We start from the raw sequence: 12582 nt of genomic DNA on the forward strand, positions 1-12582 counted from the left end.
AGGAGACAAGCCATGCACCACATCACCATGTATCTGGATTTTGTGTCGCCCTATGCATGGCTGGCGTTTCAGCAGCTGCCGACTACGCTGCAGGGGCTGAGCTGCCATGTCGAATACCGCCCGGTCCTGCTGGGTGCGCTGCTGCAGCAAAACAGCAACCCCGGCCCCGCAGGCATCCCGGCCAAACGCATATGGACTTACCGCCATGTGCAGTGGCTGGGTCAGCACCTTGGCGTGCCACTGCAGATGCCTGCCCAGCACCCCTTCAACCCTTTGCCACTGCTGCGCCTGGCGCTACAAACTTCGCAGGACGGCAGCATCAACCGCTTTGTGGCAGAAACCATCTTTCGCCATGTCTGGGAAGGTGGAGCAGATGCGCTCGATCCCGAACGTCTGAAGCAGTTACAGCAACGCCTGCAAGCCCTGTTGCGCACCGATGCTGAGGCAAGCGCAGATGCCAAGCGACAACTGCGCAGCAATACCGAGCAGGCCAGCGCACAAGGCGTTTTTGGTGCCCCCGCATTTGCGGTGAATGGCGAAGTCTTCTGGGGCCTGGACAGCCTGCCCATGCTGCGCGACTTGCTCGATGGACATGCATGGTTCCATACAGAAGCCTGGGAAAACGCCAAGTCCATTTCCTCGGGTTTGGCCTGATTTCAGCCATCGCCTTTCGTTCTAGGCATTTTTGGCTGTTTCACATCACAAAATCAACAGCAAGGGTTCGACCTGAATTCGTCAGAGATGCGTCAGTTTGACGCAAGTTCACGTTGGATTAGCGTCAGAAGCTGGTCAGTAGCGACTCCAAGAATGTGTAGGCCGCACATGCGTGCACATAAAACATATTCAGGAGACAAGACATGGCCATTCATGCTGCAAACGGCGCAGGTGCGAAGGGTGCAGCCCCTCGCCCCATGACGTCTGAAGAGCGCAAAGTGATCTTTGCCTCATCCCTTGGTACCGTGTTCGAGTGGTACGACTTTTATCTCTACGGCTCACTCGCAGCCATCATTGCCAAACAATTCTTCAGTGGTCTTGATGCAGGCTCTGCCTTCATCTTTGCGCTGCTGGCATTTGCAGCAGGCTTCATCGTTCGCCCCTTCGGCGCACTGGTGTTTGGGCGCCTTGGAGACATGATCGGTCGCAAATACACCTTCCTGGTGACGATTCTGATCATGGGTATCTCCACCTTCATCGTCGGTATCCTGCCCAACTACGCCACCATCGGTGTCGCAGCCCCCATCATCCTGATGATTCTGCGCATGCTGCAAGGTCTGGCGCTGGGCGGTGAATACGGCGGTGCGGCCACCTATGTGGCAGAGCACGCACCTCACGGCAAACGCGGTGCCTACACCTCCTGGATTCAGACCACAGCCACACTGGGTCTGTTCCTGTCATTGCTGGTGATTCTGGGCACCCGCACCGCGATGGGAGAAGAAAAATTCCAGGACTGGGGCTGGCGTATTCCCTTCCTGGTGTCCATCCTGCTGCTGGCCATCTCGGTCTGGATTCGCATGACGCTGTCTGAGTCGCCTGCCTTCCAGAAGATGAAGGCAGAAGGCAAGACCTCCAAAGCACCGCTGTCCGAATCCTTCGGCCAATGGAAGAACCTCAAGATCGTGCTGCTGGCACTGTTCGGTCTGACTGCTGGCCAGGCCGTGGTCTGGTACACCGGCCAGTTCTACGCACTGTTTTTCCTGACCCAGCAGCTGAAGGTCGATGCGGTCACCGCCAACCTGATGATTGCCGCTGCTCTGCTGATCGCCACCCCCTTCTTTGTGATCTGGGGCACGCTGTCTGACAAGATTGGCCGCAAACCCATCATCATGGCTGGCTGCCTGCTGGCCGTGTTCACCTACTTCCCTGTATTCAAGGCACTGACCAACGCGGCCAACCCTGATCTGGCCCAGGCACAGGCGAATGCACAGGTGATCATCGTTGCAGACCCTGCCGAGTGCACTTTCCAGTTCAACCCCACAGGTACTGCCAAGTTCACCAGCTCCTGTGACGTGGCCAAGCAGGCACTGGCCAACCGTTCTGTGAGCTATGACTCCGAAGACGCGCCTGCCGGTACACCTGCTGTGGTCAAGATTGGCGACACCGTCATCCCCAGCTTCAGCCACGACGGCCTGAGTGCAGATGAAATCAAAGCCAAGAGCGCTGAATTCGGCAAAGCGCTGAGCGACACCCTCAAGCAGGATGGCTATCCCGACAAGGCTGACCCCGCCAAGATGAACAAGCCCATGATGCTGCTCATCCTGTTCTATCTGGTGCTGCTGGTCACCATGGTCTATGGCCCTATTGCTGCCATGCTGGTGGAGCTCTTCCCCACACGCATCCGCTACACCTCCATGAGCCTGCCCTACCACATCGGCAACGGCTGGTTCGGTGGTCTGCTGCCCACCATGTCCTTTGCTATCGTGGCCCAGACCGGCAATATGTACAGCGGCCTGTGGTACCCCATCGTTATCGCTGGCATCACTGCTGTCATCGGCACTTTGTTCCTGCGTGACACCAAGGATGTAGACATCTACGCAGACGACTAAACAGCCATCCAAAGCTGTTCAATCTGGTGCATCCCCGCCTCAAGGCGGGGATTTTTTCCCTCAATCTGCTTAGGACTGGTGCAATGCACAAATATCTGTTGCCGTAAGGCATCACTTCTACGCAAACACCAGCCAGCTCTGCATTTTTCATAAAAATGAAAACTAGAATTTGTCCAGCCCTTTGGATGTGACACACAGCAAAGAAACCGGCTACTTTCAACCCCCAAGAGGAATCAACATGACGAAGACAACACGTGTAATGCTGGCTGTACTGGCTGTCTGCGGCACATCCGCAGCACTGGCCCAAAGCAGCGTGACCCTGTACGGTCGTATCAACACATCTGTGGAACACCAAAAGCTGGGTAATGCCAGCGCAACCGGTCTGGTCAGCAGCGGCTCTTACCTCGGTTTTAAAGGCACCGAAGATTTAGGCAATGGTTTGAAAGCAGGCTTTGTGCTGGAAGGTACGGTTGAAGCCGATACAGGCGGTACTGGCTATAGCTTTGACCGCCAAAGCGAGCTGAACCTCTCTGGCAACTTCGGTATGCTGCGTTTGGGCTCTTTTGACCCCTATTCGTACACCGTGACAGCTGACGCCATCAGCATGCATAACCACGACGCAGGCCCTACCGGTGACAAGCTGTACGACGGCGTGCTGTGGGGTGGCAACAAGATTGCCTACCGCACACCTACCATCGCGGGTTTTGATGCTGAAGTGCAGTATCAATTCGGTGAAAAAGCAGGGGCCCCCTATTCCGAAGATAAAGGTGGCTGGGATCTGGGCGTGAACTACGCTAACGGCCCTCTGGGCTTGGGCTTTGGCTATTCTGAGTACAAGAAGAATGCCACTGCTGCAGGTTTGGCCGCCGGTCTTTCCAATGAGAAAGACAGCCAGTTTGCCCTGCGTGCCAGCTATGAATTGGGCGATTTGACACTGGGCGCTTACTACCAGCAACAAAAGTTCAAAGAAGCAGGCAGCTCCGAAAAGCGTAATGTCTACCGCTTGGCTGCAAAGTACGTAATCGGCGCATCTGAACTGCACGCCAACATTGGCCGTGCCGATAAGTGGAAGGTAAATGGTGCCAAAGAGGGTAAGGCTCCTACCCAATGGACACTCGCTTACAACTACAACTTGAGCAAACGTACCAAGGTGTATGCGTTGTACAGCAGCATCAACAATGCTCAAGAATCTGAAATTGGCAGCGGTAGCTTCAACCTGTCTACACAAGAAGACAGCTACAAGTTCCGCACCTTTGGCGTTGGCATCCGCCACTTCTTCTAATCGAGCGTAAGCTCGCTGCAATACCTGCTTGCTTTAATCGCAAGCAGGGCTTGCTCCAAGGTTTAGCCCCAATTCACAAGAGTTGGGGTTTTTTTATGGGCGGCAAGCCTCTGACACAACCAACATCAAGGAGCCATCCATGTGGAAGATTGCCGTCGCTTTTGCTGTATTCGCAGCCATCTCGCTGTTTATGATTTTTCAATTTGGCGATCAGGTAGATATGAGTGGAGAAAAACATGGCGCCGAAGCCATCCACACGCCAGCAGACAACAAATAAAAAAGAGAGCAGCTACCGCTGACCGCTACGCAGATTGCGATAGTTTTAAATTGCAACACCAATAAGAGCACGCGCAGCGTGCTCTTATTTTTAAAGCAATGAAATTTGAAGCATAAAAAACAAAACCCCTGCCTCTTTAGGAGGTCAGGGGTTTGTCATTGTAAGAGCCTGGCGATGACCTACTTTCACACGGGAATCCGCACTATCATCGGCGCAAAGTCGTTTCACGGTCCTGTTCGGGATGGGAAGGAGTGGGGCCAACTTGCTATGGTCACCAGGCATAAACTGTGGATGAGCTGCGCTAGCAGCTCATCAAATTCATAGAGTCTTTGTTCTCAGCTTTTATTCGATTGCGCACATTGGCATAAGTCTTTTGAACTGCACCAGGCAGTATCAAAGTTATAGGGTCAAGCCGCACGGGCAATTAGTACTGGTTAGCTTAACGCATTACTGCGCTTCCACACCCAGCCTATCAACGTCGTGGTCTACAACGACCCTTCAGGGGGCTCGAAGGCCCCGGCAGATCTCATCTTGAAACGAGTTTCCCGCTTAGATGCTTTCAGCGGTTATCTCTTCCACACGTAGCTACCCTGCGATGCCACTGGCGTGACAACAGGTACACCAGAGGTGTGTCCACTCCGGTCCTCTCGTACTAGGAGCAGGCTTCCTCAAATCTGCAGCGCCCACGGAAGATAGGGACAAAACTGTCTCACGACGTTTTAAACCCAGCTCACGTACCTCTTTAAATGGCGAACAGCCATACCCTTGGGACCGACTACAGCCCCAGGATGAGATGAGCCGACATCGAGGTGCCAAACACCGCCGTCGATATGAACTCTTGGGCGGTATCAGCCTGTTATCCCCAGAGTACCTTTTATCCGTTGAGCGATGGCCCTTCCATACAGAACCACCGGATCACTATGTCCTGCTTTCGCATCTGCTCGACTTGTCAGTCTCGCAGTTAAGCACGCTTATGCCATTGCACTATTAGCACGATGTCCGACCGTACCTAGCGTACCTTCGAACTCCTCCGTTACGCTTTGGGAGGAGACCGCCCCAGTCAAACTGCCTACCATGCACTGTCCCCGATCCCGATTAGGGACCTAGGTTAGAACCTCAAACGCACCAGGGTGGTATTTCAACGTCGGCTCCACCAGAACTAGCGTCCTGGCTTCAAAGCCTCCCACCTATCCTACACAGATCCGTTCAAAGTCCAATACAAAGCTACAGTAAAGGTTCATGGGGTCTTTCCGTCTTTCCGCGGGGAGATTGCATCATCACAAACATTTCAACTTCGCTGAGTCTCTGGAGGAGACAGTGTGGCCATCATTACGCCATTCGTGCAGGTCGGAACTTACCCGACAAGGAATTTCGCTACCTTAGGACCGTTATAGTTACGGCCGCCGTTTACTGGGACTTCAATCAAGAGCTTGCACCCCATCATTTAATCTTCCAGCACCGGGCAGGCGTCACACCCTATACGTCCACTTTCGTGTTTGCAGAGTGCTGTGTTTTTATTAAACAGTTGCAGCCACCGATTTTTTGCAACCCTTTTCTGCTCCGTTTGTTCAACTTCACATACCGAGGGCATACCTTCTCCCGAAGTTACGGTATCAATTTGCCGAGTTCCTTCTCCAGAGTTCTCTCAAGCGCCTTAGAATACTCATCTCGCGCACCAGTGTCGGTTTGCGGTACGGTCAATCAATAGCTGAAGCTTAGTGGCTTTTCCTGGAAGCAGGGTATCACTCACTTCGTGTGCAAGCACACTCGTTATCACGCCTCATCTAAGCCCGGCGGATTTGCCTACCAGGCACGACTACACGCTTGAACCACCTATTCCAACAGGTGGCTGAGCTAACCTTCTCCGTCCCCACATCGCACTATTGATCGGTACAGGAATATTGACCTGTTTCCCATCAGCTACGCATCTCTGCCTCGCCTTAGGGGCCGACTCACCCTACGCCGATGAACGTTGCGTAGGAAACCTTGCGCTTACGGCGAAGGGGCTTTTCACCCCTTTTAACGCTACTCATGTCAGCATTCGCACTTCTGATACCTCCAGCATCCGTTACCAGACACCTTCACAGGCTTACAGAACGCTCTCCTACCACGTGCAATAAATTGCACATCCGCAGCTTCGGTAACTGGCTTAGCCCCGTTACATCTTCCGCGCAGGACGACTCGATCAGTGAGCTATTACGCTTTCTTTAAATGATGGCTGCTTCTAAGCCAACATCCTGACTGTTTTAGCCTTCCCACTTCGTTTCCCACTTAGCCAATTTTAGGGACCTTAGCTGGCGGTCTGGGTTGTTTCCCTCTTGAGTCCGGACGTTAGCACCCGGTGCTCTGTCTCCCAAGCTGTACTCTGCGGTATTCGGAGTTTGCCTTGGTTTGGTAAGTCGCCATGACCCCCTAGCCAAAACAGTGCTCTACCCCCGCAGGTAATACTTGAGGCACTACCTAAATAGTTTTCGGAGAGAACCAGCTATTTCCAAGTTTGTTTAGCCTTTCACCCCTAACCACAGCTCATCCGCTGATTTTGCAACATCAGTCGGTTCGGACCTCCAGTACCTGTTACGGCACCTTCATCCTGGCCATGGTTAGATCACTTGGTTTCGGGTCTACACCCAGCGACTAAAAACGCCCTATTCGGACTCGATTTCTCTACGCCTTCCCTACTCGGTTAAGCTTGCCACTGAATGTAAGTCGCTGACCCATTATACAAAAGGTACGCCGTCACCCCTTACGAGGCTCCGACTTTTTGTAAGCATACGGTTTCAGGATCTATTTCACTCCCCTCCCGGGGTTCTTTTCGCCTTTCCCTCACGGTACTGGTTCACTATCGGTCGATTACGAGTATTTAGCCTTGGAGGATGGTCCCCCCATATTCAGACAGGATTACACGTGTCCCGCCCTACTTTTCTCTAGCTCAGTACCACCGACAAGTTTTCACATACAGGGCTATCACCTACTATGGCCGGCCTTTCCATGCCGTTTTGTTAACTCGTCGACTATCACTAGAAGGCTCTTCCGAATTCGCTCGCCACTACTATCGGAATCTCGGTTGATTTCTTTTCCTCTGGGTACTTAGATGTTTCAGTTCTCCAGGTTCGCTTCAACAGCCTATGTATTGAGCTGTTGATACCCTTGCGGGTGGGTTTCCCCATTCAGACATCTCCGGATCAAAGCTTATTTGCCAGCTCCCCGAAGCTTTTCGCAGGCTATCACGTCTTTCATCGCCTGTAATCGCCAAGGCATCCACCATATGCTCTTAGTCACTTGACCCTATAACTTTGATCTCTGTTGCCAGAGTTCGCCATTTGGAGTTCAAAGACTGGTGAGGTCTTGCACCTCACGCGTTATGCCGTAATGTGAATGATTCTTCGGTTGCGTTTTGCAACGCAGCCTAGAGAATGATTCGTCATTACATCGAATTCAAGTTCGTTGAATTCGTGTGACGCAATCAAATAGTTGCTGACGGCACGGTCACCTTCAAAGGTGTTTCCGTCAGCAACGCTGATTTTCGACTCTATGAATTTTTAAAGAACAGCCTATGGAGCAAAGCTCAATACAAAAGCAGTCTTGCAAAGACTGCTTTTGTATTGAAGTGAGCCAACTATTGTAGCACCGCATGGCGCTATCTTTTTTAAATTCTCAGTCTTTACACCAAGAATTTGTGGTGGAGGATGACGGGATCGAACCGACGACCCCCTGCTTGCAAAGCAGGTGCTCTCCCAGCTGAGCTAATCCCCCATTGTGGGTTGTCGCATTGGAAGTTTGGTGGGTCTAGTTGGGCTCGAACCAACGACCCCCGCCTTATCAAGACGGTGCTCTAACCAGCTGAGCTACAGACCCAAGCCATCAAAACTCTCGTCTCGACGGTGTCATCCAACAACCGATAAGTGTGGGCGTTCAAACTTGAATTGCTTGTTTTCCAGAAAGGAGGTGATCCAGCCGCACCTTCCGATACGGCTACCTTGTTACGACTTCACCCCAGTCACGAACCCCGCCGTGGTAAGCGCCCTCCTTGCGGTTAGGCTACCTACTTCTGGCGAGACCCGCTCCCATGGTGTGACGGGCGGTGTGTACAAGACCCGGGAACGTATTCACCGTGACATGCTGATCCACGATTACTAGCGATTCCGACTTCACGCAGTCGAGTTGCAGACTGCGATCCGGACTACGACTGGCTTTATGGGATTAGCTCCCCCTCGCGGGTTGGCAACCCTTTGTACCAGCCATTGTATGACGTGTGTAGCCCCACCTATAAGGGCCATGAGGACTTGACGTCATCCCCACCTTCCTCCGGTTTGTCACCGGCAGTCCCATTAGAGTGCCCTTTCGTAGCAACTAATGGCAAGGGTTGCGCTCGTTGCGGGACTTAACCCAACATCTCACGACACGAGCTGACGACAGCCATGCAGCACCTGTGTGCAGGTTCTCTTTCGAGCACTCCTCTATCTCTAAAGGATTCCTGCCATGTCAAAGGTGGGTAAGGTTTTTCGCGTTGCATCGAATTAAACCACATCATCCACCGCTTGTGCGGGTCCCCGTCAATTCCTTTGAGTTTCAACCTTGCGGCCGTACTCCCCAGGCGGTCAACTTCACGCGTTAGCTTCGTTACTGAGTCAATGAAGACCCAACAACCAGTTGACATCGTTTAGGGCGTGGACTACCAGGGTATCTAATCCTGTTTGCTCCCCACGCTTTCGTGCATGAGCGTCAGTACAGGCCCAGGGGATTGCCTTCGCCATCGGTGTTCCTCCGCATATCTACGCATTTCACTGCTACACGCGGAATTCCATCCCCCTCTGCCGTACTCTAGCCTTGCAGTCACAAAGGCAGTTCCCAGGTTGAGCCCGGGGATTTCACCTCTGTCTTACAAAACCGCCTGCGCACGCTTTACGCCCAGTAATTCCGATTAACGCTTGCACCCTACGTATTACCGCGGCTGCTGGCACGTAGTTAGCCGGTGCTTATTCTTACGGTACCGTCATGACTCCAGGGTATTAACCCGAAGCTTTTCGTTCCGTACAAAAGCAGTTTACAACCCGAAGGCCTTCATCCTGCACGCGGCATTGCTGGATCAGGCTTTCGCCCATTGTCCAAAATTCCCCACTGCTGCCTCCCGTAGGAGTCTGGGCCGTGTCTCAGTCCCAGTGTGGCTGATCGTCCTCTCAGACCAGCTACAGATCGTTGGCTTGGTAAGCTTTTATCCCACCAACTACCTAATCTGCCATCGGCCGCTCTAGTAGCACAAGGTCTTGCGATCCCCTGCTTTCATCCGTAGATCTCATGCGGTATTAGCCACTCTTTCGAGTAGTTATCCCCCACTACTAGGCACGTTCCGATGTATTACTCACCCGTTCGCCACTCGCCACCAGACCGAAGTCCGTGCTGCCGTTCGACTTGCATGTGTAAGGCATGCCGCCAGCGTTCAATCTGAGCCAGGATCAAACTCTACAGTTCGATCTTGAATTTAAGGTCTTGCGACCCACTCATAAAAACGGAATTGAAGTGAACTTCACTTCTATTCTCATGAGCGCTTGATTTGGCAATTCGCCTTCAAACGCCCACGCTTATCGGCTGTATCTTGTTAAAGATGCCTTGAAGATCAATTTCTTCAAGTTTTGTTCGCTGCGATCAGCGAAGCCTTGTATTGTAGCACCAATTTCTTAGCACTTTTAAAACGTCTTGCGTTTTCTTTTCACTTCAGAAGATCTTTTTCAAGATCTCACCCTAAAGGGAAGAGAAAACGCCCAGTCGCTCGACTGGGCGTTTCTTCGGTTGTAAGAGCCTGGCGATGACCTACTTTCACACGGGAATCCGCACTATCATCGGCGCAAAGTCGTTTCACGGTCCTGTTCGGGATGGGAAGGAGTGGGGCCAACTTGCTATGGTCACCAGGCATAAACTGTGGATGAGCTGCGCTAGCAGCTCATCAAATTCATAGAGTCTTTGTTCTCAGCTTTTATTCGATTGCGCACATTGGCATAAGTCTTTTGAACTGCACCAGGCAGTATCAAAGTTATAGGGTCAAGCCGCACGGGCAATTAGTACTGGTTAGCTTAACGCATTACTGCGCTTCCACACCCAGCCTATCAACGTCGTGGTCTACAACGACCCTTCAGGGGGCTCGAAGGCCCCGGCAGATCTCATCTTGAAACGAGTTTCCCGCTTAGATGCTTTCAGCGGTTATCTCTTCCACACGTAGCTACCCTGCGATGCCACTGGCGTGACAACAGGTACACCAGAGGTGTGTCCACTCCGGTCCTCTCGTACTAGGAGCAGGCTTCCTCAAATCTGCAGCGCCCACGGAAGATAGGGACAAAACTGTCTCACGACGTTTTAAACCCAGCTCACGTACCTCTTTAAATGGCGAACAGCCATACCCTTGGGACCGACTACAGCCCCAGGATGAGATGAGCCGACATCGAGGTGCCAAACACCGCCGTCGATATGAACTCTTGGGCGGTATCAGCCTGTTATCCCCAGAGTACCTTTTATCCGTTGAGCGATGGCCCTTCCATACAGAACCACCGGATCACTATGTCCTGCTTTCGCATCTGCTCGACTTGTCAGTCTCGCAGTTAAGCACGCTTATGCCATTGCACTATTAGCACGATGTCCGACCGTACCTAGCGTACCTTCGAACTCCTCCGTTACGCTTTGGGAGGAGACCGCCCCAGTCAAACTGCCTACCATGCACTGTCCCCGATCCCGATTAGGGACCTAGGTTAGAACCTCAAACGCACCAGGGTGGTATTTCAACGTCGGCTCCACCAGAACTAGCGTCCTGGCTTCAAAGCCTCCCACCTATCCTACACAGATCCGTTCAAAGTCCAATACAAAGCTACAGTAAAGGTTCATGGGGTCTTTCCGTCTTTCCGCGGGGAGATTGCATCATCACAAACATTTCAACTTCGCTGAGTCTCTGGAGGAGACAGTGTGGCCATCATTACGCCATTCGTGCAGGTCGGAACTTACCCGACAAGGAATTTCGCTACCTTAGGACCGTTATAGTTACGGCCGCCGTTTACTGGGACTTCAATCAAGAGCTTGCACCCCATCATTTAATCTTCCAGCACCGGGCAGGCGTCACACCCTATACGTCCACTTTCGTGTTTGCAGAGTGCTGTGTTTTTATTAAACAGTTGCAGCCACCGATTTTTTGCAACCCTTTTCTGCTCCGTTTGTTCAACTTCACATACCGAGGGCATACCTTCTCCCGAAGTTACGGTATCAATTTGCCGAGTTCCTTCTCCAGAGTTCTCTCAAGCGCCTTAGAATACTCATCTCGCGCACCAGTGTCGGTTTGCGGTACGGTCAATCAATAGCTGAAGCTTAGTGGCTTTTCCTGGAAGCAGGGTATCACTCACTTCGTGTGCAAGCACACTCGTTATCACGCCTCATCTAAGCCCGGCGGATTTGCCTACCAGGCACGACTACACGCTTGAACCACCTATTCCAACAGGTGGCTGAGCTAACCTTCTCCGTCCCCACATCGCACTATTGATCGGTACAGGAATATTGACCTGTTTCCCATCAGCTACGCATCTCTGCCTCGCCTTAGGGGCCGACTCACCCTACGCCGATGAACGTTGCGTAGGAAACCTTGCGCTTACGGCGAAGGGGCTTTTCACCCCTTTTAACGCTACTCATGTCAGCATTCGCACTTCTGATACCTCCAGCATCCGTTACCAGACACCTTCACAGGCTTACAGAACGCTCTCCTACCACGTGCAATAAATTGCACATCCGCAGCTTCGGTAACTGGCTTAGCCCCGTTACATCTTCCGCGCAGGACGACTCGATCAGTGAGCTATTACGCTTTCTTTAAATGATGGCTGCTTCTAAGCCAACATCCTGACTGTTTTAGCCTTCCCACTTCGTTTCCCACTTAGCCAATTTTAGGGACCTTAGCTGGCGGTCTGGGTTGTTTCCCTCTTGAGTCCGGACGTTAGCACCCGGTGCTCTGTCTCCCAAGCTGTACTCTGCGGTATTCGGAGTTTGCCTTGGTTTGGTAAGTCGCCATGACCCCCTAGCCAAAACAGTGCTCTACCCCCGCAGGTAATACTTGAGGCACTACCTAAATAGTTTTCGGAGAGAACCAGCTATTTCCAAGTTTGTTTAGCCTTTCACCCCTAACCACAGCTCATCCGCTGATTTTGCAACATCAGTCGGTTCGGACCTCCAGTACCTGTTACGGCACCTTCATCCTGGCCATGGTTAGATCACTTGGTTTCGGGTCTACACCCAGCGACTAAAAACGCCCTATTCGGACTCGATTTCTCTACGCCTTCCCTACTCGGTTAAGCTTGCCACTGAATGTAAGTCGCTGACCCATTATACAAAAGGTACGCCGTCACCCCTTACGAGGCTCCGACTTTTTGTAAGCATACGGTTTCAGGATCTATTTCACTCCCCTCCCGGGGTTCTTTTCGCCTTTCCCTCACGGTACTGGTTCACTATCGGTCGAT

General features: G+C 52.3%; 4 protein-coding genes, 2 tRNA genes and 5 rRNA genes (1 of these 11 running past the window's edge). 4 read left to right on the forward strand and 7 right to left on the reverse strand.

The features are described from left to right. The first annotated feature begins 12 nt into the window (after positions 1 to 12). From B5M06_RS04060 to B5M06_RS17230, 4 genes are all read left to right on the forward strand, one after another. On the forward strand, positions 13 to 654 hold the full coding sequence (locus B5M06_RS04060) for a 2-hydroxychromene-2-carboxylate isomerase (RefSeq protein ID WP_054065878.1): 642 nt from the start codon (positions 13 to 15) through the stop codon (positions 652 to 654). A gap of 203 nt (positions 655 to 857) precedes the next feature. After that, positions 858 to 2543 carry an MFS transporter gene (locus tag B5M06_RS04065; RefSeq protein ID WP_054065879.1) on the forward strand — a complete coding sequence of 562 codons (1686 nt, stop codon included), beginning with the start codon at positions 858 to 860 and terminating at the stop codon, positions 2541 to 2543. A gap of 238 nt (positions 2544 to 2781) precedes the next feature. Continuing rightward, on the forward strand, positions 2782 to 3825 hold the full coding sequence (locus tag B5M06_RS04070; protein WP_080025163.1) for a porin: 1044 nt from the start codon (positions 2782 to 2784) through the stop codon (positions 3823 to 3825). A gap of 139 nt (positions 3826 to 3964) precedes the next feature. Next, positions 3965 to 4102, forward strand: a complete 138-nt coding sequence (locus B5M06_RS17230; RefSeq protein ID WP_165442764.1) for a hypothetical protein — start codon at positions 3965 to 3967, stop codon at positions 4100 to 4102. Between the two features lie 166 nt (positions 4103 to 4268). Here B5M06_RS17230 and rrf (B5M06_RS04080) read toward each other — a convergent pair. From rrf (B5M06_RS04080) to B5M06_RS04110, 7 genes are all read right to left on the reverse strand, one after another. Beyond that, a 5S ribosomal RNA gene (gene rrf, locus B5M06_RS04080) occupies positions 4269 to 4381 on the reverse strand. A 124-nt stretch (positions 4382 to 4505) separates the two neighbouring features. After that, positions 4506 to 7387, reverse strand: a 23S ribosomal RNA gene (locus B5M06_RS04085). Positions 7388 to 7779: 392 nt separating this feature from the next. After that, positions 7780 to 7855, reverse strand: a tRNA-Ala gene (locus tag B5M06_RS04090). Positions 7856 to 7880: 25 nt separating this feature from the next. Further along, a tRNA-Ile gene (locus B5M06_RS04095) sits at positions 7881 to 7957 on the reverse strand. A gap of 83 nt (positions 7958 to 8040) precedes the next feature. Then, positions 8041 to 9571, reverse strand: a 16S ribosomal RNA gene (locus B5M06_RS04100). A gap of 326 nt (positions 9572 to 9897) precedes the next feature. Beyond that, positions 9898 to 10010: ribosomal RNA gene (gene rrf, locus B5M06_RS04105) — 5S ribosomal RNA — on the reverse strand. Positions 10011 to 10134: 124 nt separating this feature from the next. Further along, positions 10135 to 12582: ribosomal RNA gene (locus B5M06_RS04110) — 23S ribosomal RNA — on the reverse strand; it runs 434 nt beyond the window's last position. The 16S, 23S and 5S rRNA genes sit together here with 2 tRNA genes alongside, the layout of an rRNA operon.

This window comes from Comamonas kerstersii (assembly GCF_002056725.1).
In the GTDB taxonomy this organism is placed as follows: Bacteria; Pseudomonadota; Gammaproteobacteria; order Burkholderiales; family Burkholderiaceae_C; genus Comamonas; species Comamonas kerstersii.

Bases quoted from the DNA above. Each gene is read 5' to 3' on its own strand.
- B5M06_RS04060 (WP_054065878.1), top strand. From the start codon at position 13: ATGCACCACATCACCATGTATCTGGATTTTGTGTCGCCCTATGCATGG.
- B5M06_RS04065 (WP_054065879.1), top strand. From the start codon at position 858: ATGGCCATTCATGCTGCAAACGGCGCAGGTGCGAAGGGTGCAGCCCCT.
- B5M06_RS04070 (WP_080025163.1), top strand. From the start codon at position 2,782: ATGACGAAGACAACACGTGTAATGCTGGCTGTACTGGCTGTCTGCGGC.
- B5M06_RS17230 (WP_165442764.1), top strand. From the start codon at position 3,965: ATGTGGAAGATTGCCGTCGCTTTTGCTGTATTCGCAGCCATCTCGCTG.